Genomic DNA, 21,723 nt, shown 5'->3' with positions numbered 1-21,723 from the left:
GTGGAGCACATGGGCCTCCGGTTCCGCAACCCGGTCGGGCTGGCGGCTGGGATGGACAAGAACGGGGAGGCGGCCGTCGGCTGGGGAGCGCTCGGGTTCGGCTTCGCCGAACTGGGGACCGTGACTCCGCAGCCCCAGCCCGGCAACCCGCGCCCCCGCCTGTGGCGCCTGACCGAGGACGAGGCGCTGGTGAACCGGATGGGCTTCAACAACGACGGCGCCGCAGCCATCGTTGAGCGGCTGACCCGCGCCCGACCCTGGCTGCCGCCGGACTTCGCGGTCGGGGTCAGCGTCGGGCGTGGCGCTGCCACGCCCGACGAGTTAGCGGAACAGGACTACCTCGCCGCCCTGCGGACGGTGGCGCCGGTCGCGGACTACGTGGCCGTCAACGTGAGCTCGCCGAATACCAAAGGCCTGGCGGCGCTCGAGGAGCCCGTCCGCGTCGCGGCGCTGGTCACGTCGCTGTCGGCCGTCGAGCCCCGCCGGCCGCTGGTGGTCAAGCTATCGGCCGACCTGGCGGCAGACCAACTGACGGCCATCGCCAAAGCGCTGGCCGGGTCGCCGGCGGCAGGGCTGGTCCTGTCGAACACGTCGCGCTCCCGGACCGGGTTGCGCGCGGAACTGCCCCCCGGAGCGGACCAGGGCGGCCTGTCGGGCAGGCCGCTGCTGGAAGGCATGCTGGCCGCCATCGGTACCGTGAGGGCCGGGACCAAGGATCGGTTCACTCTCATGGCTTCTGGCGGGATCTTCTCCGGGGCCGATGCGCGCCGCGCCCTGGACGCGGGCGCCGACCTGGTCCAGCTGTGGACCGGGCTGGTGTATGCCGGTCCGGGCTTGATCGGAGAGGTGGTGGAGGCGGTAACATCTGCGCCGAGCTAGCCAGAGGCGCGGGCAGGACGCGCCGCTTTCGACCAGGGGTCCCCTCATGAGCGTTCGGGCCTTCCGTCAAGCGGCTGATGCCGCGCCCTCCGCCCCCCATCTCGTCACCGAGCTACCCGGGCCGCGCGCGCGCGCGCTGATCGCCCGCGACGATGCCGTCACCAGCCCGTCGCTGACCCGCGCCTACCCGCTGGTGGCCGAGTCGGGCGACGGGTATGTCGTCACCGACGTGGATAGCAACCGATTCCTCGATTTCGCGGCCGGCATCGCGGTGGCGGCCACCGGCCATGCGCACCCCGCGGTGGTTGCCGCCATCACCGCCCAGGCCGAGCAGCTGGTCCACATCGCGGCCACTGATTTTTACGAGCCCCGCTATATCGAGCTCTGCGAGCGCCTGGCGGCCATCGCCCCCTTCGAAGAGAAGGCCCGCGTTTTCCTCACCAATTCGGGGACGGAGGCGGTCGAAGGGGCCATCAAGCTGGCGCGCCACCACACGGGGCGCCCAGCGATCATCGCCTTCGAGGGTGCCTTCCACGGTCGCACCCTCGGCGCGCTGTCGCTCACCAACTCCAAGCTCAAGCAGCGCGCCGGCTTCGGACCCCTGCTGCCCATGGTCTACCACGCCCCGTTCCCGCGCGTCCGGTCCTGGCATGAGGGTTCCGGAGGCGACGGCAGCGCGGAGCTGGAGGTCCTGCGCCGATCCATCCTGGGCCGCCTGGTGGCGCCCGAGGACGTAGCGGCCATCGTGTTCGAGCCGATCCAGGGGGAGGGCGGCTACTTCCCGGCCCCGGCAGCGTTCATTCGCGGGCTGCGCGAGATCTGCGACGAGCACGGCATCGTCCTCATCGCGGACGAGATCCAGTCCGGGATGGGACGCACCGGCCGGATGTGGGCCATGGAGGCCTACGACGTCGAGCCGGACGTCGTGACGATCGCCAAGGGCATCGCTTCGGGCATGCCGCTCGGCGCCTTCATCGGCCGTGAACGGCTCTTCACCTGGACCGCCGGCACCCATGGCAGCACGTTCGCCGGCAACCCGGTGTGCTCCGCGGCCGCCCTCGCCACCCTGGACCTGCTGGCAGGCGGGTACATCGAGAACGCGGCCACGATGGGTGACCGGCTGCGGCGCGGGATCGAGTACGCCTCGGCAGACTGCACCGCGGTCCGCGACATCCGCGGCGCCGGCCTCATGCTGGGCGTCGAGTTCGCCGGCCACGAGGAGGCCAACGCGGTGGAGCAGGCAGCGTTCCAGCGCGGCCTCCTGATCCTAGAGTGCGGCGAGGCCTCGATCCGGTTCTGCCCGCCACTGATGGTGGACGAGCCGGCCGTCGACATGGCCATCCGGCTCTACGCCGAGGCGCTGGCCTCGGTGGGCTGCCCCATCCGCCCGCTGCCGGGGCCCGAAGAGACCGGAGGCTGACCCCACGGCCTCCAAGGTCGTCTCGCTGTCGGAGGCAATCGCCGCCCACGTCCACGACGGCGACCTGGTGGCGATCGAGGGCTTCACCCACCTCATCTCATTCGCCGCCGGGCACGAGATCATCCGCCAGGGTCGCCGCGACCTGACCCTGGCCCGGCTGACGCCGGACCTGGTCTACGACCAGATGGTGGCCGCGGGATGCGCCCGCAAGCTCATCTTCTCGTGGCTCGGCAACCCGGGCGTGGGTTCCTTGCACGCCATCCGGCGCGCCATCCAAGGCGGCGGCCTGGAGCTGGAGGAGTACAGCCATTTCGGGATGGTCGGCCGCTACGTGGCGGGCGCCGCGCATCTCCCCTTCTACCCACTGCGTTCCTACGCCGGGTCGGACCTGCCGGCGGCCAACCCACTCATCCAGTGGGTTGCGTCCCCCTACGCCCCGGGCGATGACGTCGCGGTCGTGCCGGCCCTCAACCCCGACGTCACGATCATCCACGCCCAGCGCGCCGACGCCGAGGGCAACGTCCAGGTCTGGGGGCTGGTGGGGGTCCAGCGCGAGGCGGCCCTGGCCGCCGAGCGCGTCATCGCGGTCGTGGAGGAGCTGGTCGACACCGAGGTCATCCGGGCCGACCCGGACCGGACCCTGCTGCCCGGGGTGGCGGTGACGGCCGTCTGCGTCGAGCACTACGGGGCGCACCCATCGTTCGCCCAGGGCTACTACGACCGCGACAACGCGTTCTACCGCGCCTGGGATCCAATCAGCCGCGACCCCGCTCAACTCGAGGCGTGGCTCGACGAATGGGTGCGCGGGGTTCCCGACCGCTCGGCCTACCTCGACAAGCTGGGCCCCGAGACCGTGGCCGCCCTCCGGCCAAAACCCCGCCCGTCGGGATCGGTCGACTACGGCGAGTATTCGTGAGCACGACGCCCGACGAGCTGATGGTGGCCGCCGCCGCCGCGGAGCTGGCCGGCGCCCGAACGGTGTTCGTGGGCATCGGTCTGCCCAACGCCGCCGCCATCCTGGCCCGTCGCACGGTGGCGCCGGACCTTGAGCTGATCTACGAGTCGGGGGTGGTCGGGGCGCGACCGTCCCGACTGCCCGACAGCATCGGCGACCCGGCCCTCGTCTCGGGGGCCACCGCGACCATGAGCATGCACGACCTGTTCGCGTACTTCCTCCAGGGCGGGCGGATCGAGGTCGGGATGCTGGGCGCCGCTCAGGTCGACCGCTGGGGGAACCTGAACACCACGGTCATCGGTCCATATGCGAACCCGACCGTGCGGCTTCCCGGGTCCGGCGGGGCCTGCGAGATCGCGCTGAACGCCGCGCGGGTCATCGTCGTCATGAGCCAGTCCCCCCGTTCCTTCGTGGAGCGCGTCGACTTCGTGACCTCGCCTGGCCATCGCCATCCCGATGGCCGCCCCCGTCCGGGCTGGGCAGGCGGCGGCCCGGACACGGTCATCACCCAGCTGGGGGTCTACCGATTCGGCACCGATGGCGAAATGGAGCTATCCACCCTCCAACCGGGCGTCAGCGAAGCCGATATCGACGCCGCGTCCGGCTGGCCCATCCGTCGCGCCTTGGCTAGTTCAGCAGGTCGCTGATCGAGGTCAGCACCAGGCCCCGCTCGCGGAGTGCCGGGACCATGATCCGCAGCGCGGCGAGGGTCTCGTATCCGCCCAGGTGCATGAGGACGATCGAGCCGCTGCTGGCGGAGGTCACGACCCCGGACGCGATCTGCGCGGCGGTCGGGCCGCCGTCGGCGATTGGCCTCCAGTCGATGGTGTCGATGGACCACATGATCGTCTTCGTGTAGCCAAGCTCCGCCGCGGCGGTCAGGACCGTCTCGTTGTAGGCCCCATACGGCGGGCGCCAGTACGGCAGTGTGGGCTGGCCACTGCCCGTTTCCACGATGGCGGCCGCATCGTTCAGTTCAGCGCTGATGAAGGCGGCGCTGGGAGGCCCCTCGGTCGCACAGGGAGCCTCGGTCGGCGAGCCCAGCCCGCCGTCGCGCAGGTTGCAGTGGTGCATTGTGTGGTTGCCGAGTTCGAACAGGTCGGGATTGGCGCGGACGATGGCGAGCACTTCTTGGCCCACGGCCGTCTCGCTCATCGCGCCGGTGGGGAACAGGGTGGCGCACACCTGGTTGGCGATCAGGAATTCCAGGATGTCTATGGCCGGGTCCAGCCGGCCACCCATGTCGAAGGTCAGGGCCATGGCTGGGCCCGCATTCGGGGCGATGGCGATGATCTCTCGCTCGCCCGCCGGCCCCCGGTTGCCGGCGAAGCAGCCGAGGGCTACCGGGGTGGACGTCGGCCGCGGCGTCCGCGACGGGCTGGGGCTCGGGCTTGGTGACGGGCTGGCGGTAATGCGCGGGAAGGATGAATGGGTCGCCGACGCGTTCGGTGAAGCGGACGGGGCGCAGCCGGCCACGACCAGGAGGGCGGTGAGGAGGAACCCGCCCGGCCGGCGCCAGTCGGCCGGCATCGGTCTAGTTGGCGTGGTACTCAAAGCGGCCCATGGGGGCCAGTGAGGCGTCGCCCAGCATGTGCGCCTCGCGTTGGAGCAGCGACAGCTCGGCGCGAAGGCGGGCTGCGGCGTCGGGCGCTTCCAGCAGCCGCTGCTTGCGCGACAGCTCGACCTGGAGCACGCCGGCCACGGCGTAGCTGGCGGCCAGCGGGTCGGTGGGGAGGCGCATGGGCTTGATCAGGCGCTCCATGCGGGTCGATCGCTTGACCTCCCCAGCCGAGGAGGCATCCCGGTCTGCATCAGGATCCGCGTCGGGATCGGCGTCCGCCAGGAGGTCCTCGAGGTCGGCTGCGTCGCGCTCCGCCAGGAAGCGGCGGATGGTGGACAGGTAGGCGTCGAGGGCGACCTGGACGTCGGGCACCAAGCTCTCAGCCTCGTCGCCGGACCGCTCATCGAGCGGGGTGACCTCCGCCACGGCGTACGGGCCGGAGTGGTCGACGCTGCGGATCCGCGCCCGGCTGACCCCCACCGCCATCAGCGCGTAGCGCCCATCGGCGAATCGGTCTGCGCGCCGGACCTCGCAAATGGTGCCCACCCGGCGGACGGTGAGCTGGCCGGTCCCCGGCTTGGCGGCCACCTCACGCCCGGCGGAGATCATGGTCACCACGAACTTGCCGCCGTACGGGTTGCCCTCCTCGAGCAGGTCACGGGTCATGGCCCGATATCGGCGCTCGAAGACGTGGAGCGGCAGCGGCAGGTGCGGGAAGGCCACGACGTGGAGCGGGAAGAGGGGCAGCCGCATGGGCTGCAATCGTACCCCGAAGGGGCCGATGGGCCTATTCCTGGTCCACGAACTCCATGTCGATCTGGGCCCGCTGGAGCTTCCCCGAGTAGTCGATGTACACGCTCTTCCATTCGGCGTAGAAGTCGAGCGCCGCCTGCCCCACCTCGCGGTGGCCGTTGCCGGTGGCCTTGGTGCCACCGAACGGGAGGTGCGCCTCGGCCCCGATGGTGCCGTGGTTGACGTACCCCAGGCCGGAGTCGAAGTCGCGAATGGAGCGGAAGGCCAGGTTGACGTCGTTGGTGAAGAGCGATGTCGACAGCCCGTACTGGACGCTATTCACGACTTGGACCGCCTCCTCCCAGGTGTCGACGGGGATGACCGCGGTCACCGGGCCAAAGATCTCCTCCTGGGCGATCCGCGCGTCGCCCTTCACCTCTGCGAACACCGTGGGCTCGAAGAAGGAGCCCTTGGCCAGCTCCCCGTCACGGGCAGGATGCCCGCCGACGACAAGGTCGGCCTCTTTCTGCCCGATGGCGACGTACGAGCCGATCCGCTCGAGCGCCTTCTCGTTGATGACCGGCCCCACGTCGGTCGTGTCCAGCAGGCCGTCCCCAAGGACCAGCGCCCCGGCCCGCTTGTGGAGCTTCTGCACGAACGTGTCATGGATGGACCGATGGACCACGATCCGCGAGGCCGCGGTGCAGCGCTGGCCGGTGGTCCCGAAGGCGGACCAGATGACCGAGTCCAGGGCGAGGTCGAGGTCGGCGTCGGACCAGATGACGATGGGGTTCTTGCCGCCCAACTCCAGGCTGACCCGTTTCAGGGTCTTAGCGGCACGGGTCGAGATGTCGACGCCGGTCTCGGTGTGGCCGGTGAAGCTGATCAGTCGGACGTCGCGGTGCTCCACCAGCGGATGACCGACATCGGTCCCCGACCCGGTGACGACGTTGACCACCCCTTCTGGAATGCCTCCTTCGAGCAGCAGCTCGACGAATCGGATCATGCAGGCAGGGGTGTCGGAGGCTGGCTTGAGGACGGCGGTGTTGCCGCAGATCAGCGCCGGGAAGAGCTTCCAGGCCGGGATGGCGATCGGGAAGTTCCAGGGCGTGATGATGGCGGCCACCCCGATCGGCTTGCGGATGGCCATGGCGAACTTGTCGGGCATCTCGGACGGCACCGTGTAGCCGAACAGGCGCCGCCCCTCGCCGGCCATGTAGTACGCGACGTCGATGGCCTCCTGGACATCGCCGCGCGCCTCGGGCAGGACCTTGCCCATCTCGCGGGTCAGGAGGCGCGACAGCTCCTCCTTGTGCTCGGCCAGGATGCGCGCCACCTTGAACAGGATCTCGCCCCGCTTGGGAGCCGGCATCATCGACCAGGCCGGGTAGGCCGCCTTGGCGGCCGCAACCGCGGCGTCTACGTCGGCGGACCCGCTGGCCGGAAACTCACCTATGACGTCCTCGCGGTTGGCCGGGCTGGTCGAGGTGAACGTCTTGCCCGAACGGGCTTCCACCCACTCTCCACCGATGAGGTTGCGATAAGTCTTGCTCAAGGTCGTTGTCATGGACACTCGTCTGCGCGGATATTCGGAAGGTCCATTGTAGGATCAGGCGCAGCCATGACCACCATCCAGGCCACTCCACCTGCCGAAGCCCTGCTCCAGGCGCGCACCGCTGCGGCAGAGCACCGCTGGCAAGAAGCGCTGGACCTGTTCAGCGCCGCCGACGCGGCGAAGCTGCTGACGCCTGGAGACCTCGATCAGCTCGGCGATGCCGCCTGGTGGACCGGGGACATGACCTCGGCGATCGCCGCCCAGGAACGAGCGTACGCGGGTCACATCGCCGCCGACGAGCCAGCGCGTGCCGCCCGAACAGCCCTGCAGCTGGCGACCGAGTACAGCCATCGGCTCGAGCCTTCGGTCGCCTCAGGCTGGGTGAGCCGCGCGCAACGCCTGCTGGAGGGGACTCCGGAGGCGCACGCCCACGGACTTCTCGAGCGGGCGCGGCGAAACGCCGCGTTGAATCGTGGCGATCTCGAGGAGGCGTTGGAGCACGCAAACCGGGTCTTCGAGATCGGGACTCGACTCGCCGACCGCGACCTCATCGGGCTGGGCATGGAGGACAAGGGCACGGTCCTCGTCCAGCTGGGCCGGGTCGAGGAGGGGATGGCGCTCCTGGAGGAAGCCATGGTGGCCGCCATCGGTGACGAGCTTTCGCCGCGGGCCGCAGCCATCGTCTACTGCAACGCGACAATCGCCTGCGAAGACGTAGCGGACTACCGCCGCGCGGCGGACTTCTCCGAAGCCGCCAAGCGCTGGTGCGAGCGCCAGCAGATCTCCGGCTTCCCCGGCATGTGCCGGGTGCGGCGCGCGGAGATCACTCGGATGAGCGGCGCGTGGGAGGAGGCCGAGTCCGAGGCGCGGCTGGCGTGCGACGAGCTGCGCGACTTCGCCGTGGCCTACTCCGGCGAAGGGTTCTATCAGATTGGCGAGATCCGCCTGAGACTTGGAGACTACGGCGCCGCAGAGCAGGCGTTCGCCGAGGCACACGAGTTGGGCCGCGATCCGGAGCCGGGACTGGCCATGTTGCGACTGGCACAGGGCCGAACCGATGCCGCCCGCAGCCTCCTCCGCGAGGCGCTCGACGAACCCGCCGTGACCCCCCTCGAGCGGGCGCGCCTCTTGCCCGCGCTGGTCGAGGCAGCCGCCGCCGGCGGCGACGTCCAGCAGGCTCGCGAGGCCGCTGACGAGATGAGCGGCCTGGGGGAGCGGTACGGGACCCACGCCCTGCGCGCCGCCGCGGCCGACGCAGCTGGTCGCGCCGCCTTGGCGGGGGGTGACGTCGGGGCGGCGGTCGAATCCTTCCGGCGGGCGCGGCGCATCTGGCAGGAGCTACAGGCCCCGTATGAAGCGGCGCGGGCTCGAGCGTGCCTGGGGCGGGCGCTCATTGCCGGTGGGCGAAACGACGCCGCGGCCCAAGAGCTCCACTCGGCCATCGCCGCGTTCCAGCGGCTCGGGGCAGAGCCGGATCTCAAGGCCGCCTACGCGGAGCTGGAACGCATTGAAGGGGCGTCGGTTGGCGAGCAGGCCGCCGACAGGGCGCAGAGGGTCTTCATGTTCACCGATGTCGTCCGCTCCACCGATCTCATCGAGGCCATCGGCGACGAGGCCTGGGGTGCGCTGCTACGCTGGCACGACGACACGATTCGGCACCTGGTCATCGAGCGCCACGGCGAGATTCTCGACCACGCCGGGGACGGCTTCTTCCTCGCCTTCGCCACCGCGGACCAGGCGATCGAAGCAGCCACCGCCATCCGCCGCACGATGCGCGACCACCGCCGTGATCATGGCTTCGCGCCCGCGATCCGGATCGGCCTCCATGCCGCGGAGGCGACGAAGAGCGGTGCCAGCTACTCCGGCCGTGGGGTCCACGCTGCCGCCCGCATTGCGGCTCTGGCGGGGGCCGACGAGATTCTCGCCAGCCAGGATGTTTTGGCGGCCACGGAACGCGGGTTCGCCCATGGCCCGTTGCGCGCCGAGCGACTCAAAGGCATTCGCGTCCCCGTGAACGTCGCGACGATCGACTAACGCTGGTCAGCCTCCTAGCGGGGCTGTGCTTCCACGAGGCGTTTGAAGTTCTTCTGGGCAGTCTTCGTCCGGCGCCTCCAGAAGGGAACCACGAGGGGCCCGAGCAGCTTGAGCGCCGGTTGTAGGTCCATCTCCCGCGACTCGACCATCTCGGTGCCATCCGCCCTCGACTCGAGAGTCACACGCAGAACAAGCGACCGGAAGGGCCCGCCCGCGCTGGCGAAAGTAACGGCATGCGGCAGGTCCCACTCTATGATCCGTGTCGTGAACCGCGTCTCGAAGCCCAGGATCACCATTCGCCCCTCCAAGGTTGTGCCGACGCCGGGCAGGCCGGGTGAGGTTTGGCGAAATGCCAGAACACTGCCGTCGCGCGGTCCGTTGAACCAGTCGGTCGCGAACGCAATCACCTGGTCCACTGGGCGGTTGATCACGATGCTCTCATCGAAATGCGGCACTGGTCTCCCTTCGGCCGTCCATCAAGGCTGGGATTCGAGGAACCGTTTCAAGTTCGCGTAGGCGGTGCGCCTGTTGCGCTTCATGACCGGGCCGACGATCGGCAGCAGCAACCTCCACGCCGGGCGCAGCTCCAGCTCCAGCCATCCACTGAACCGGGTCCCGTCGCCGACCGCCTCAAGGGTCGTGCGTGCCGAGCCCGATCTGAGTGCCCGGCCCGATATCGACGACGCCATCGTGCGCGGCGGGTCCCATTCGGTGATCAGAAACTGGATCCGGGCTTCGAAGCCGAGGATCACCCTTCGGCCCTGCAGGGTCGAGCCGATGCCCGTGGGGCCCGGCGAGGTCTGCCGAAGGCCGAGCATGTCTCCGCCGCCGATGCGAGGCGCGTTGAACCAGTCCGTGTAGAACGCCCAGACCTCCTCGGGGGGCCGGTTGATGGTGACGCTGTCTTCGAGGCGCATCGGCCGACCTTCGCTCTCAGCTCATTGCCGGAACGCCGAGCAGGTTCGGCAGGACAGTTCCGAGGAGGTAACCGACGATGCCCGCCGCCGCACCGATGAGCAAGATCTCGATACCCGACCAGATCGGATGACCAAGCGTCCATCGGGTCTTCACAATCCCGATTGCAAACAGCACGCCAGCGGTGGCGAGGACCGATGCGTATACCGCCACTTCGGTCGGGAGGACGACGTAGGGCAGGATGGGCACGAGGGCACCCAAACCGAACGCGACACCCATCACGACGCCTCCCTGGAGCGGTGAGCCACGGGCCTCCTCGACCGCGATGCCGTACTCCTTCTCGACCTTCGAGTTGAGGAGCACCTCGGGTCGGCGAGCCATGACCTCGGCAACGAGCTCGGCATCATGGCTCTCCAGGCCGTCCTCCTCGAGCATGTATGCCAACTCGGCCTGCACGTCGCTGCGCTGGTTGGCGACCCGCTCACGTTCGGCCCCGATCTGGGCCAGGGCGATCTCCCGCTGGCTCTTGCTCGACAGGTATTCCCCGGCTGCCATGCTGAAGATCCCGGCCAGGCCAGTGGCGATGCCCGCTATGAGAACCGTGAACCGATCGTCCGTGGCGCCACTGACCGCGCTGACCACAGCAAGCGTGCTGACCAAGCCGTCCTGTGCCCCGAAGATGGCCTCGCGAATATCGCCGAGTTGGCTCGCCCGCCGACGCTCCTGGTCGAGGCGCGCGCCGAGGGCTGCGCGATCGACGTTCACGGGGCCCTTTGCGTCATGCCCATCACGTCGAGGAGGCGGTCGAGGTCCTCGCGGGTGATCGTGCCCCTCTCGACGTGGCCACGCTCGATCACGACCTCCCGGATGCTCTTCCGCTCGGCGAGGGCTTGCTTGGCGATGCTGGCCGCCTCCTCGTAACCGAGGACCGGGTTCAAGGCCGTCGCCACCGCGGGTGACCCCTCGGCGTACTCCCGGGCACGATCCTCGTCAGCGGTGATGCCGCTGACGCATCGGTCTGCAAACAGGACCGACGCGGTCGTCAGCAGCCGGATGGACTCCAGCAGGTTGCGGGCCAGCACGGGCAGCATGATGTTCAGCTCGAAGTTGCCGGCCACGCCGCCGAACGCAACGGCCGCGTCGTTGCCGATGACCTGGGCGCAGACCATGGACAGCGCCTCGGGGATGACCGGGTTCACCTTGCCGGGCATGATGCTGCTCCCCGGCTGCAGGTCCGGGACGTGGATCTCGGCCAGGCCGGCGCGCGGGCCGGAGGCCATCCAGCGGATATCGGTCGCGATCTTGTACAGACCGATGGCGATGGTCCGCAGCTGGCCGCTCAGCTCCACCAGCGCGTCGCGCGCGCCCTGGGCCTCGAAGTGGTTGCGGGCCTCCGTCAGCGGCAGCCCGGTGGTCTCGCGCAGCTCCGCGATGACGGCCGCCGCGAACCCGGCCGGGGCGTTGATCCCGGTCCCGACGGCGGTGCCCCCCAGGGCCAGTTCGCCGACCCGCGGCAGCGTGTCGTGGAGTCGCTCGACGCCATACCGTACCTGGGCCGCGTACCCGCCGAACTCCTGGCCGAGGGTGACCGGCGTGGCGTCCATCAGGTGCGTGCGGCCGGACTTGACCACGCTCTCGAACTCATCGGCCTTGGCCTCCAGCGCCTCGGCCAGCCGGGTCAGGGCCGGAATGAGGTCGTTCACCACGGCCTCGGTGGCGGCCAGATGCATGGCCGATGGGAACACGTCGTTGCTCGACTGGCTGGCGTTGACCTGATCGTTGGGATGGACCGGCTGGCCGAACTGCTCGGCAGCCAGGGTGGCGATGACCTCGTTGGCGTTCATGTTCGACGAGGTGCCCGAGCCGGTCTGGTACACGTCGATCGGGAACTGGTCGTCCCAGCCGCCGGCGGCGACCTGCTCGGCCGCGGCCCGGATGGCGGCCGCGGCATCGGCTTCCAACACGCCCAGCTCGGCGTTGGCGGTGGCGGCAGCTGCCTTGATCCGGCCCAGGGCGCGGATCACGGACGGGTCGATGCGCAGGCCACTGATCGGGAAGTTCTCGACCGCGCGCTGGGTGGTGGCGCCCCATTTGGCATCGGCCGGGACCTGAACCTCGCCCATCGAATCGCGCTCCAGCCGGGTTGTCGGCTCCAGCTCCGTCATCGGTTCACGGAGGTCGAAGCGATGAACCGGATCGAAGGCGGGATCAGGTAGGGGATGGCGCCGGCGTCGAGATCGGCCACGATCTCCTTGGCCTTGTTCACCAGCTCAGTGACGCCGATGCCGCGGTGCATAGGCTCGTAGCGACTCAAGTGCGCGATGCCCTCCGCCAGCTTGTTCCGTGCGCCACGCCGGTTTCGACGCGACAGGTGCAGGAATCCGGCCGCGAGCTTGATCAGGCCCTGGTAGAAGTCGCGCTCCTCGTCTGGCGCGGCCCGCCACAACGTCTCCCAGGCCTCGTGCGCGTGCCAGTAGCGCGCTCCGTTGAAGAGGGCCACGCCCTCGCGAAACAAGCGGTCAGCTTCCGCGTCTTCGAGTGGCGCGGTCCGGCCGCGGGGCGGTACCTCGTCCGCGGACACCGCGCTGGCTTCCGTCATGAGCCCGATCGTACAGCCCCGCTCGGGCTACCACGAACGCGTGCGACGCACGCATGGTCCCCGCCCAGACGCCGAGGTGAGTCTCACAGTCGTTCGTGCTATCGCGCAACCGTGCTACACGATGTCACGAAGCCCTGTGATGTGGTGGGCAGAGCTCTTCCGGGCCGGTGCCGTTTCGCGCAGGCGCGCCCGGACTAGTCGCGGTGGCCCGGGGGCCTCATCTTCGCCGCGGCTGCCTCGCGTTCGTCGGGGAGCAGATCATGGATCTGATTTCGGTAGCGAACCCCGCCCGAGCTGCGGGACAGCCAGCGCAGGTAGTCTGGATCGTGCTTGGCCAGGTCCTTCAGGGTCCAACCCATATAGCGGCCAAAGTCGACCACGTTGAAGGGCATATGGCCGTTGCCGTTGGTGGTCGCCGCTTCGGCGTACCCATTCGTCGGCGGGGGCTGAACCGATGCCGGCCCGGGGCCGACCGGGGTGAGGTGGCGCTCCCGGTCGTACCGTCGACGGCGGATCGGAGTACGGAGCAGGTCGTACGCGCGGTTGATGTCCGCCATCCGCGCGGCGTCGCCCTTCTGGCCGTCCGGGTGGTAGCGGCGGGCGAGGACTCGGAACGCCGCCTCGATGACGATATCGTCGGCGTCCGAAAGGACTTGAAGCGTCTTGTATGCGTCGAAATCGGTCGACAAGTTTCCACCCCGAAATGGACTCAGATGGTATGCCTAACCGCCTGAAAATGCCACAAAAATCTCACCCTGGCCGTTGACGAACATGGACCGATAACCGGCGCCCACAATTCGTTCGCGGAGGCCATCGGGCAGGTCGCCTGGCTCGAAGACGAGGTACGGGTAGCCCGCTTGCAGGAGAGGGTCCAGCTCGTCCAGCGGGTGGAGGCGCCCGCCGGCGGTGTGGATGCTGACCTCGGTCTGCTCGGACACCATGGTTTCCAGCATCCCGCCGAAGACGCCGATGGGCGTGGCATCCCATTGCTGGAAGTTGAACGCCACGTGCAGCACGGGAGTGGTGGATTGGAGGCGCCCGGCGGCCACCTCGTCCCGCAGCCGCTCGACCAGTTCCGCCTGAGGCGCGGTGATGATGGTCCGTGAGTCGGGATAGCCGCCCCAGAACCCGAATTCCGCGGCGCGCAGGTCAATCGACAGTGTCTCGCTCATCCGGTGCTCGCCCAGGAGCAGGGCTTCGATCGGCTCGGCTCGGATGGGAAGCGCAGCGGCGACCAGGAACAAGCCCACAACCCCGGCGCGCAGGGCGAGCCCGAACCGCGGGTTCTCCCACACCGCCTGGACCGCGAACGCCCCCATGACAGCAAGGAACACGGGCGTCCAGTAATGGAGGGTCTTGGTCACCTCGAAGTCGAGGCCCTCGACTCCCACGTTCTGCCACGGAATGGCGGCCGCGGCCAGCACCGCCAGCAGACCGATGACGAAGGCCACCACCGGCACCAGGGCGAAGGTCCGGCGTCCGGCCACGATCCCACCCACGGCCGCGGTCCAGACCAGGATCGGGTAGCGCAGGAAGAAATCGACGAACGTGTTGACCCAGCGTTCCAGCGAAGGCAGCGCGAACAGCACCACGGCCACCACGGCCGCCATCCCTGCGGCGCGGAAGACCAGCACGAACCAGCGACGCGCCGCCTCGGAGCGGTCGAACAGCCACACGGCAGCCAGCGCGGGAGGGACAACGGCCAGTCCCATGGCAGAAGGCAGGTCGACCCCGAGCATGGTTGAGGCCTGGGGAAGCGCCAGCACCCCGCCCCCCACCAGCGCCGGCACCCCCAGCCGTTCAAACCGCCCGGGGACGAGCGCCACCAGGGCGACAACCGTCCCCGCCGTCAGCACCCCGACCAGCGGGTGGACGAACACCGTCGCCGCCAGCCCGACCGCCAGGACCAGCGGCCGCCCCCGATCGGTCCCCTCCAGCAGCTCGACCAGGCAGAAGGCGACCACGGGCAGGACCAGAACCGTGGCCCGGTCATCGGCCATCCGTGCGAACGAGATGGTGAGGGTGAAGGCAACCAACATCCACCACCCCACGCTCCGGCCGAGGATGCCTGATGCCAGGCGGACCATGCCCACGCCCACGAGGATGGTTCCTGGCAGGACGAACGCAGCCGTGGCCAGCGCCGCGGGCTGACCACTCAGGACCGTGGCCGACCCCAGCAGCCCGGTATAGCCCAGGAACATCCGCGACGGCCCGTAGATAGGTGACGGGGCGGTGGTCAGGGTCGCGAACTCGCCGAAGGCGCGGAGGTGCTCGGCCGGCGCCACGTGGTTGGGCAGGACGTCGATGAACGGCACCACCGGCGAGGCCAGCTGGAGGATCACCGATCCGGACCAGGCCAGGACCACGAAGGCGCTGGCAACCGAGGGCCACCCCAGCCTGAACACCGGCCTGCTGTCGAAGATGGGTCGGACGAACCAGCCCAGACCGATGACCGCCGCATTGACCGCCAGCAGCACCAGCTGGCGGAACAGCCCCAGGCTGCCCAGCAGCATGAGCGCCGCCAACCCGATGATGACCGCCCCCACCAGGCCACCCAGGACGGCATCGGTCAGCGATGCATAAGGCGCGCGGCGGAGAACCCGGATCACGACTGCGCCGGCGGCCAGCTGGAGCACCGCGGAGCCGAAGACCAGCACCGCCGCCGGGAACGTCACCGGCAGCTGGCTCGCGACGCCCGTCAGCCCCCGCTCCCAGCTGGAGCCAAGATCGGTGCCGTCCAGCATCCGGATGCCGACCAGGATGGCGGCCACCGCCACCACGCTCAGGAGCTCCAGGGTGCGCCGTTCCAGGCCGTCACGCATTGGCGCGTACGGTACAGCCGGCTCGTTGGAAATCGGCGCTCGGTCCACACGATTTCCGCACCGGGCGTTCACATTCCGCCCACATCTCGGCCCCAGTCTGGCCTCGAACGGACCGCATTCATCGGTCCTACACGAGGAGTCTCAAGTCATGTTCGGGCGCTTCATCGCATTCGTGCTTCTGGTCGTGCTGGTCGCATTGGCCGGAACCGCCGTCTACAACGCCGGGGTGACGGCGGGCATCGCGGCCGATATCGGCAGCACGATCGCTTCCGGGGACCCGGTGCCCATCGGCGTCTACCCGGGACCCTATGTCGGACATCCCTGGGGCTGGGGCTGGGGCGGAGGATTCCTCGGGATCCTGTTCGGCATCTTCTTCCTGTTCCTGATCTTCGGCCTGCTGTGCGCCGCCTTTGGTTGGGGCCGCTGGGGCGGGCATCGGGGCTGGGGCGGGCCTCGGGGCTGGGACGGCCATAAGGGCCGCGGCGGGGATCATCACGGTGGTCCGCGGGACTACTTCGACGAGTGGCACCGAGAGCAGCACGGCAAGGCGCCAGAGGCGTCGGACAAGCCGGATAAGCCGGTCGCCGACAAGGTCTGAGTCCACTCACCGGACCGATACGGGCGGGCGGCCGGTGCCGCCCGCCCGACTACCATGCCTCCCATGGCACGGGTCCTCGTCGTCGATGACGAGCCCAGGATCGTCCAGCTCGTCCGCGACTACCTCGAGCGGGCGGGCTTCGCCGTCTCGACCGCCCGGGCCGGGCCGGAGGCGCTCATGCGGGCCCACCAGGATCGGCCCGACCTGATCGTGCTGGACCTTGGCCTGCCGGGACTCGACGGGCTCGAGGTCACGCGCCGGCTGCGCCGCGACTCAGGGGTCCCGATCATCATGCTCACCGCTCGCGACGACGAGACCGACAAGGTGGTCGGCCTCGAGCTGGGGGCCGACGATTACGTCACCAAGCCCTTCAGCCCACGCGAGCTCACCGCGCGAGTCCGCGCCGTCCTTCGCCGCCACGCCGGTGACACCGAGGCAGAAGTGATTCACGCGGGCGACCTGGTGCTCGACGTGCCTCGCCTCCGGGTCGAGGCGGCCGGGCGGGCCGTGGCCCTCACCGCGACCGAATTCCAGCTGCTCACCGCCCTGGCGCGGCAGCCGGGCCGAGTCTTCACCCGCTCCCAGCTCCTGGACGCCATCCACGGCGTGGCCTTCGAGTCGTACGAGCGGGCCATCGACGCCCACGTCAAGAACATTCGGCGCAAGCTGGAGCCGAATCCGCGGTCCCCGCGCTACCTGCTCACCGTGTACGGCGTCGGCTACCGCCTGACCGATGCCTGATCGGGGCCACTGGGGTTGCCACGGATACGGCCGTCACCGGCCGCGGTGGTGGCCGGAGGGAGAGGCGTGGCCGCCGGCTGACGCTGAGCGGGCCGAATACTGGCGCCGGACGCGCGGCGGATTCATGTGGCGCATCGGTTGTTTCTTCGTCTTCATGGTGGTGGTGCTCGCCTCGGTGGTGGCCCTCCTGGCGTGGCTGATCAGCAACGCGGTGGGCGGTTCGGAGCCATGGGCGGCGGCCATCCTGATCGGTCTGTTCGTTCTCATCGTCCTCGGGATGGGAGGTCGGGCGGTGCGTCGCGCGGCCGCCCCGGTCGGCGACCTGATCGAGGCTTCCGGCCGCGTCGAGGCGGGCGACTTCAGTGCCCGGGTACCCGAGGACGGTCCGCGAGAGGTCCGTTCCCTCGCCCGGGCCTTCAACGCCATGAGTGCCCGGCTTGAGGAGATGGAGTCTCAACGCCAGTCGACCCTGGCCGATGTCTCGCACGAGCTCCGAACCCCGCTCACCGTGATCCAGGGCAACGTGGAGGCACTGATCGACGGGGTCTACCCCGCCGATGCTGAGCACCTCGAGCCCATCCTGGAGCAGACACGGGTCATGGAACGGCTGATCGAGGACCTGCGCACCCTGTCCCTCGCAGAGGCCGGACGCCTCACGCTGCATCCCGAGCCGACTGATCTCGGAGCACTACTCCAGGAGGCGGCTGCCGGGTACCGCAACCAGGCGGAGCAGGCCGGCATTCAGCTCACCGTCACGGTGGCCGAGGACGTGCCGGTGCTGGAGGTCGACCCGCCCCGAATGCGTGAGGTCATCGCGAACCTGCTGACCAACGCCCTTCGTCACACCCCGTCCGGCGGCCGCGTTGACCTCGCCGCGCGCTTGGCGGACAACCAGGTGGTTGTCGCACTGCGTGACACGGGGAGCGGGATGAGCCCCGAGGACCTGGGCCGGATCTTCGACCGCTTCTATCGCTCGCCCGACTCCCCGGGGAGTGGGCTTGGCCTGCCCATCGCTCGCGACCTCGTCGAAGCCCACGGCGGTGACATGACCGCCACCTCAGAAGTCGGGCTTGGCACCACGGTCCGCTTCACCTTGCCGCTCGTGTCCCCCACTGCGCCCGGGTAACACCCCGCGACGGCCATAGACGCCGTATCACTTACGCGTGGCCGCGAACTGGCCGGAAGCCCCCATCCGCGACGCGGGCCATCACGAACAGCAGGTCCGCGAGGCGGTTGAGGTAGCGCACGACGTACGTGTCGGGGAGGTCACCACCTTCGGCCAGGAGCACGACTCTGCGTTCCGCGCGTCGAGTCACGGACCGGGCGAGGTCCAGCGCGGCGCCCGGCTGGGATTCTCCCGGCACGACGAATTCCACCGGCATCGGGTGGGCGGCGGTCAGGGCATCAATCTCCCGCTCCAGCGCCGTCACCATCGCTTCGGTCACGACGCTCGTCCCGGGCGTCAGTCGAGCGCGCCGGACCCGGTGCGTGGAGACCTCGGCGCCGACCACGAACAACTCTTTCTGGATCCGGATCAGAAGGACGGCCAGAGGATCGTCCGCTCGCAGCGCGACGCGGGCGAGGCCCAAGGCGGCCACCGCCTCGTCGACCGTGCCGGCGGCCTCGATCCTGGGGCTCCCCTTGCCGACCCGGGCACCGCCGAACAGGAGCCCGGTGTCACCGGCGTCGCCCTTGCGGGTGTAGATCTTCATGCCAGCCCGATCCTAGCGCCGCCACGGACCCGATCGGGTGGTGTCACAGGCATTCGTGACATCGTGTAGCGCGATAGCACGAAACGATGTGACACCGGGCAGCGGCTGGGATCGGAGCCCGCGAGCGAGTCTCGCCCCGTGAGGCACGCCTAGAAGAGGCCGGGCGGCGGCTCCCAGCGATCGGCCAGCAGGGTCACCTTGACCGGAGGACCCACGATGTCCTCGGTCTTCTGCTTGATTTCCTGAATCAGGTCCCCGGCCCACGGGCAGAAGGGCGTGGTCAGGACCATCTTGATCTCGGTCGGGGCGCCATCGGCTCCGATCTCGACGTTCTTGATCAGGTCGAGATCCACGATGCTCATCCCGATCTCCGGATCGTGAATGTCATACAGGGCAGTCATCACCTCGTCGACCTTGGCGAGGTTCGAATCAATCGTCATACCCGACCAGATTAGCAGGGATTCGCGAGGAAGCCACCGAGGGCCACCTAGAAAAGGCTGGTGTCGTACTTCGGATGCGGTGGCAGGACCTCGGGGCGAACCCGGGTGAAAGCCTCGTAGATCGGCCCACCGGCTTCAATGGCGGCTCGGAGCTCGGCGATCGCCTCGGCGGTATCGGCCTGAGAAGCGTGGCTCTCGAGCGCGGCCAACCGTCGGTCCGCGACCTCGGTGATGTCAATCCGGTGGGTCGCGCCCTGCTCCTCCGGGGAGAGGTCGTAGCGGTTGGGCCCCGGCCCGTAGCCCGGCGCGATGACGAAAGCCGAGTGCGGCGCCACGCCCTCCTTCGCGAGGCGCTCGACCGCCCACCGCGCGGCGCTGCCGGCCGTGATGTGGTCCGGGTCGCCGGTCACGCCGTGCGCGCCGAACGTGATGACGACATCCGGGCGGCGGTTCCCCAGCCAGGCGACGATCTCGCTCACCAGCCGCTCCTGCGGCTCGGCGGCAACGGCCCCGTCCGGGTAGCCGTCCAGGAGGGTGACCTCGTTGAGCCCGATCGCCTCCGCGGCGCGGATCATCTCTGCCTCGCGCACGGCGGCGAGCTGAGCGTCGGGGGTCCGCTCGGGGTTCCCGGCCTCGCCGCGGGTCACGACCAGGAGGCGCGTCGTCTCGCCCGCGTCGTGGGCCAGGGCCAGCGTCCCGGCGCAGGTGAACGCCTCGTCGGCGGGGTGGGCCAGGATCGCGGCGAGTCCCCCGGTTCGGTCGTAGGTCACGTGGTCTCCCGTGGCGCGGGATCATCGGCCAGGCGTCGCCAGCCCTGGCGCTCCACCGCGGTGCGCATCGTACGCAGGACGGCCACCTTGGCGCGCGCCACCTCGGCGACGAAGCGGCCCGTGCCCGCCTGGTCCAGGGTTGAGCCGGGCGGGGCGCTATCCCGACCGACGTTGAGCCAGGCCAGGTGATATCGGTCCATCCGACCCCAGACCGATTCCAGCAGCTTGTCGGACTCGAGCAGCCAGGCCCGGAAGCGGTCCCAGTCGGGAGCGTGGGCCAGGCGGTCGCCTTCCGCGATGAGCTCGTCGGTGGCGGCCAGGAACGCGGTTCGGGTCATGACAGTTTCGTTGGGCAGCCGCTCGCCTGGAGACCTGGAGGCCATGCTCTGAGTATGGCGCGGCCGTTCGTACTATTTGTCGGTGACCCCCAGGCTGACAGACTCGCGGTGACCAGACGCACCGCTGAGTAGATGCCCCGATCAGATTTGACCGCAGCGATCGCGCGGTCCGTGGGCACCGGGCTGGCCCTGGTGCTCCCCGTGGCCGCTCTCGTGGTGCTGCGCCTGTTTCCGCCCCTCACCCTGGACCCCGGCGGCGGAAGTGGCTGGCTCGCCACGCTCGGGCTGGGCGCAGTGGCCCTGTGCTCGGCCGTTTCGGTGATTCCCCTGCTCAACGCGTTGCTGAGGACTGGGCGCCTATCGGCCGGCGCGGCCGGCCTGAGCGCCACCGCGTTGGCCGCTGGCAGCGCCGCGCTGGCGCTGGCGGGGCCCACCGCGGCGGCGACCCTCCCCAACAGCGGCCTGGCTCTGACCCTGCTGGTCGTGGCGTCCGGCCTGGCCGCCGCCGCATGGGCCGGAAACCAGATGCTGGTAGACGAACGGTCTCGTTGGCTGGGCGTTATCGTGGCCCTCGTGCTGGCCGAGACCGCGCTCGCGGCTGCCCTGCTGGCTCCCGGATCTGAGCTGGATTCCGCCACGTCCGTGGTGATGCTGGCGGCCGGACTCCTGGCCGCGGGTGCGGCTGGCGCGTGGGTGAACCGCCGCAACACGACGGCCGCATTCGGATCGGTGACCGTGGCCGTGGCGGCCGGCCTGCTCGCCTGGGCGCGTCCGGGGACGGTCGACGGGCTGCTCGCGATGGCCCCACTGTTGCTGACCCCGCCGTTGCTGGTGCTCGCGCTGGTCGACCGAGAGGAGAGGGAGTCCGACGACTTCGCGACCGCGACCGCGACCGCGACCGCGCCCGCGCCCGTCGCCCCGCGCGCCTTCACGAATCCGGGCCCGCCTCCCCTCAACCGAAGGTCAGAGGACGACACTGCGGAACGCGACCGCCTGGGCCGGGAGGTGCGGGCCGCCCTGGCCGAGCTGACCGACGCGCGTCACACCATCGCCCTGCAGCGCTCCGAGCTGGAGCGCGCGGCCGACGTTGATCCGCTGACCGGCGTCGCCAGTCGCAGCGCGATCATGGACCGGCTGCGCGACGAGGTGGCGGCCGCGCGCCGCTATCCGCACGCGGTGTCCATCGTGCTCATGGACGTGGATGGGATGGGGGAGATCAACGCCCAGCACGGGACGGCGGTCGGCGATGCGGTGCTGCGCGAGCTGGCGCTGCGGATGCGGGTCCGCGTCCGCGAAGCGGACGCCATCGGCCGGGTAGCCGGAGACTCCTTTTTGGCCATCCTCCCGCATACCGATGAGAAGGGCGCCACGGTGTTCGCGGAGGCCATCCGTGACCGGGCCACCCAACGCCCCGTATCGACTGGACGGGGAGAGGTCACGATCACCGTCTCGCTGGGCGTCACCACCATGCGATCGCGCCAGGAGCTGACCGCCGACACGCTGCTGGCACGGGCCGATGAGGCGGTCGCGTCGGCCCGCGCGGGGGGCGGCAACTTCATCGCCTACGACCGTCTCCACGGCCTGGCACGACTCGAGGAACGCCGTCCGGAGGCCTCGGACGACCAGGCGGACCGACACACAAGATAGCGGCC

At 69.7% G+C, this 21,723-nt stretch carries 23 protein-coding genes; 9 read left to right on the top strand and 14 right to left on the bottom strand.

What is annotated here, in order from left to right; all coding sequences use genetic code 11:
- The 4 genes from AABM41_04105 to AABM41_04090 all read left to right on the top strand — a co-directional run.
- A partial coding sequence (locus AABM41_04105) for a quinone-dependent dihydroorotate dehydrogenase (GenBank protein MEK6191494.1) occupies positions 1 to 879 on the top strand: 879 nt, incomplete at its 5' end.
- Positions 880 to 925: 46 nt separating this feature from the next.
- A complete protein-coding gene (locus AABM41_04100) occupies positions 926 to 2,299 on the top strand; it encodes an aminotransferase class III-fold pyridoxal phosphate-dependent enzyme (GenBank protein MEK6191493.1) in 1,374 nt (457 codons plus the stop codon).
- A gap of 25 nt (positions 2,300 to 2,324) precedes the next feature.
- Positions 2,325 to 3,215, top strand: coding sequence for a CoA-transferase (locus tag AABM41_04095; GenBank protein MEK6191492.1), 891 nt, complete (start codon positions 2,325 to 2,327; stop codon positions 3,213 to 3,215).
- Positions 3,212 to 3,901 (top strand): CoA-transferase, encoded by a 690-nt coding sequence (locus AABM41_04090; GenBank protein ID MEK6191491.1) that lies wholly within the window; start codon positions 3,212 to 3,214, stop codon positions 3,899 to 3,901. Before AABM41_04095 ends, AABM41_04090 begins: the two co-directional genes overlap by 4 nt.
- On the opposite strand, the gene AABM41_04085 is transcribed toward AABM41_04090, so the two are convergent.
- From AABM41_04085 to AABM41_04075, 3 genes are read right to left on the bottom strand one after another with little or no spacing between them, the layout of a single operon-like run.
- Positions 3,882 to 4,784, bottom strand: coding sequence for a polysaccharide deacetylase family protein (locus AABM41_04085; GenBank protein ID MEK6191490.1), 903 nt, complete (start codon positions 4,782 to 4,784; stop codon positions 3,882 to 3,884). The genes AABM41_04090 and AABM41_04085 overlap by 20 nt on opposite strands.
- A gap of 4 nt (positions 4,785 to 4,788) precedes the next feature.
- Positions 4,789 to 5,568: an LON peptidase substrate-binding domain-containing protein gene (locus AABM41_04080; GenBank protein MEK6191489.1), complete on the bottom strand. Its 780-nt coding sequence runs from the start codon at positions 5,566 to 5,568 to the stop codon at positions 4,789 to 4,791.
- A 34-nt stretch (positions 5,569 to 5,602) separates the two neighbouring features.
- The gene (locus AABM41_04075) at positions 5,603 to 7,114 is read right to left on the bottom strand and encodes an aldehyde dehydrogenase family protein (protein MEK6191488.1); all 1,512 of its coding nucleotides are present in this window, start codon (positions 7,112 to 7,114) and stop codon (positions 5,603 to 5,605) included.
- Positions 7,115 to 7,168: 54 nt separating this feature from the next.
- Here AABM41_04075 and AABM41_04070 point away from each other — a divergent pair, with 54 nt between their 5' ends.
- Positions 7,169 to 9,136, top strand: a complete 1,968-nt coding sequence (locus tag AABM41_04070) for an adenylate/guanylate cyclase domain-containing protein (GenBank protein MEK6191487.1) — start codon at positions 7,169 to 7,171, stop codon at positions 9,134 to 9,136.
- 14 nt (positions 9,137 to 9,150) lie between these two features.
- On the opposite strand, the gene AABM41_04065 is transcribed toward AABM41_04070, so the two are convergent.
- The 7 genes from AABM41_04065 to AABM41_04035 all read right to left on the bottom strand — a co-directional run bounded on the left by AABM41_04065 (position 9,151) and on the right by AABM41_04035 (position 15,472).
- Entirely contained in the window at positions 9,151 to 9,591 is a 441-nt protein-coding gene (locus AABM41_04065; GenBank protein MEK6191486.1) for an SRPBCC family protein, read from the bottom strand.
- 21 nt (positions 9,592 to 9,612) lie between these two features.
- Positions 9,613 to 10,053 carry an SRPBCC family protein gene (locus tag AABM41_04060; protein ID MEK6191485.1) on the bottom strand — a complete coding sequence of 147 codons (441 nt, stop codon included), beginning with the start codon at positions 10,051 to 10,053 and terminating at the stop codon, positions 9,613 to 9,615.
- Between the two features lie 16 nt (positions 10,054 to 10,069).
- A complete protein-coding gene (locus AABM41_04055) occupies positions 10,070 to 10,816 on the bottom strand; it encodes a VIT1/CCC1 transporter family protein (GenBank protein ID MEK6191484.1) in 747 nt (248 codons plus the stop codon).
- On the bottom strand, positions 10,813 to 12,216 hold the full coding sequence (locus AABM41_04050; GenBank protein ID MEK6191483.1) for a class II fumarate hydratase: 1,404 nt from the start codon (positions 12,214 to 12,216) through the stop codon (positions 10,813 to 10,815). Before AABM41_04050 ends, AABM41_04055 begins: the two co-directional genes overlap by 4 nt.
- Complete coding sequence (locus tag AABM41_04045) at positions 12,213 to 12,650, bottom strand: DUF309 domain-containing protein (protein MEK6191482.1); 438 nt, start codon at positions 12,648 to 12,650, stop codon at positions 12,213 to 12,215. The genes AABM41_04050 and AABM41_04045 overlap by 4 nt, the downstream gene beginning before the upstream one ends.
- Before the next feature lie 194 nt (positions 12,651 to 12,844).
- Positions 12,845 to 13,339, bottom strand: coding sequence for a DnaJ domain-containing protein (locus tag AABM41_04040; GenBank protein MEK6191481.1), 495 nt, complete (start codon positions 13,337 to 13,339; stop codon positions 12,845 to 12,847).
- Between the two features lie 33 nt (positions 13,340 to 13,372).
- A complete protein-coding gene (locus tag AABM41_04035; GenBank protein ID MEK6191480.1) occupies positions 13,373 to 15,472 on the bottom strand; it encodes a hypothetical protein in 2,100 nt (699 codons plus the stop codon).
- 148 nt (positions 15,473 to 15,620) lie between these two features.
- Here AABM41_04035 and AABM41_04030 point away from each other — a divergent pair, with 148 nt between their 5' ends.
- The 3 genes from AABM41_04030 to AABM41_04020 all read left to right on the top strand — a co-directional run bounded on the left by AABM41_04030 (position 15,621) and on the right by AABM41_04020 (position 17,937).
- Complete coding sequence (locus AABM41_04030) at positions 15,621 to 16,070, top strand: hypothetical protein (protein ID MEK6191479.1); 450 nt, start codon at positions 15,621 to 15,623, stop codon at positions 16,068 to 16,070.
- 63 nt (positions 16,071 to 16,133) lie between these two features.
- On the top strand, positions 16,134 to 16,811 hold the full coding sequence (locus AABM41_04025) for a response regulator transcription factor (protein ID MEK6191478.1): 678 nt from the start codon (positions 16,134 to 16,136) through the stop codon (positions 16,809 to 16,811).
- Positions 16,804 to 17,937, top strand: a complete 1,134-nt coding sequence (locus tag AABM41_04020) for a HAMP domain-containing sensor histidine kinase (protein MEK6191477.1) — start codon at positions 16,804 to 16,806, stop codon at positions 17,935 to 17,937. The genes AABM41_04025 and AABM41_04020 overlap by 8 nt, the downstream gene beginning before the upstream one ends.
- A gap of 31 nt (positions 17,938 to 17,968) precedes the next feature.
- Here the strand turns inward: AABM41_04020 and AABM41_04015 are convergent, their stop codons facing one another.
- The 4 genes from AABM41_04015 to AABM41_04000 form a co-directional block, all read right to left on the bottom strand.
- The gene (locus tag AABM41_04015; protein MEK6191476.1) at positions 17,969 to 18,523 is read right to left on the bottom strand and encodes a cob(I)yrinic acid a,c-diamide adenosyltransferase; all 555 of its coding nucleotides are present in this window, start codon (positions 18,521 to 18,523) and stop codon (positions 17,969 to 17,971) included.
- 149 nt (positions 18,524 to 18,672) lie between these two features.
- Positions 18,673 to 18,963, bottom strand: coding sequence for an iron-sulfur cluster assembly protein (locus AABM41_04010; GenBank protein MEK6191475.1), 291 nt, complete (start codon positions 18,961 to 18,963; stop codon positions 18,673 to 18,675).
- 47 nt (positions 18,964 to 19,010) lie between these two features.
- Positions 19,011 to 19,733: a PIG-L deacetylase family protein gene (locus tag AABM41_04005; protein MEK6191474.1), complete on the bottom strand. Its 723-nt coding sequence runs from the start codon at positions 19,731 to 19,733 to the stop codon at positions 19,011 to 19,013.
- Positions 19,730 to 20,071 carry a hypothetical protein gene (locus AABM41_04000; GenBank protein ID MEK6191473.1) on the bottom strand — a complete coding sequence of 114 codons (342 nt, stop codon included), beginning with the start codon at positions 20,069 to 20,071 and terminating at the stop codon, positions 19,730 to 19,732. The genes AABM41_04005 and AABM41_04000 overlap by 4 nt, the downstream gene beginning before the upstream one ends.
- A 147-nt stretch (positions 20,072 to 20,218) precedes the next feature.
- On the opposite strand from AABM41_04000, the gene AABM41_03995 reads away from it, so the two are divergent.
- Positions 20,219 to 21,718: a GGDEF domain-containing protein gene (locus AABM41_03995; GenBank protein MEK6191472.1), complete on the top strand. Its 1,500-nt coding sequence runs from the start codon at positions 20,219 to 20,221 to the stop codon at positions 21,716 to 21,718.
- Positions 21,719 to 21,723 lie beyond the last annotated feature (5 nt).

It is taken from the genome of Chloroflexota bacterium (assembly GCA_038040195.1).
Classification (GTDB): Bacteria; Chloroflexota; Limnocylindria; order QHBO01; family QHBO01; genus DASTEQ01.
The sequence above is the reverse complement of the archived record's forward strand: the minus strand, read 5'-3'. Positions and strand labels throughout refer to the sequence as shown.

Excerpts from the sequence above, each read along its gene's own strand:
- AABM41_04035 (MEK6191480.1), bottom strand. The coding sequence starts at position 15,472 with ATGCGTGACGGCCTGGAACGGCGCACCCTGGAGCTCCTGAGCGTGGTG.
- AABM41_04060 (MEK6191485.1), bottom strand. The coding sequence starts at position 10,053 with ATGCGCCTCGAAGACAGCGTCACCATCAACCGGCCCCCCGAGGAGGTC.
- AABM41_04030 (MEK6191479.1), top strand. The coding sequence starts at position 15,621 with ATGTTCGGGCGCTTCATCGCATTCGTGCTTCTGGTCGTGCTGGTCGCA.
- AABM41_04100 (MEK6191493.1), top strand. The coding sequence starts at position 926 with ATGAGCGTTCGGGCCTTCCGTCAAGCGGCTGATGCCGCGCCCTCCGCC.
- AABM41_04075 (MEK6191488.1), bottom strand. The coding sequence starts at position 7,114 with ATGACAACGACCTTGAGCAAGACTTATCGCAACCTCATCGGTGGAGAG.
- AABM41_04050 (MEK6191483.1), bottom strand. The coding sequence starts at position 12,216 with ATGACGGAGCTGGAGCCGACAACCCGGCTGGAGCGCGATTCGATGGGC.
- AABM41_04010 (MEK6191475.1), bottom strand. The coding sequence starts at position 18,963 with ATGACGATTGATTCGAACCTCGCCAAGGTCGACGAGGTGATGACTGCC.
- AABM41_04085 (MEK6191490.1), bottom strand. The coding sequence starts at position 4,784 with ATGCCGGCCGACTGGCGCCGGCCGGGCGGGTTCCTCCTCACCGCCCTC.
- AABM41_04020 (MEK6191477.1), top strand. The coding sequence starts at position 16,804 with ATGCCTGATCGGGGCCACTGGGGTTGCCACGGATACGGCCGTCACCGG.
- AABM41_04015 (MEK6191476.1), bottom strand. The coding sequence starts at position 18,523 with ATGAAGATCTACACCCGCAAGGGCGACGCCGGTGACACCGGGCTCCTG.
- AABM41_04000 (MEK6191473.1), bottom strand. The coding sequence starts at position 20,071 with ATGACCCGAACCGCGTTCCTGGCCGCCACCGACGAGCTCATCGCGGAA.
- AABM41_04080 (MEK6191489.1), bottom strand. The coding sequence starts at position 5,568 with ATGCGGCTGCCCCTCTTCCCGCTCCACGTCGTGGCCTTCCCGCACCTG.
- AABM41_04025 (MEK6191478.1), top strand. The coding sequence starts at position 16,134 with ATGGCACGGGTCCTCGTCGTCGATGACGAGCCCAGGATCGTCCAGCTC.
- AABM41_04070 (MEK6191487.1), top strand. The coding sequence starts at position 7,169 with ATGACCACCATCCAGGCCACTCCACCTGCCGAAGCCCTGCTCCAGGCG.
- AABM41_04045 (MEK6191482.1), bottom strand. The coding sequence starts at position 12,650 with ATGACGGAAGCCAGCGCGGTGTCCGCGGACGAGGTACCGCCCCGCGGC.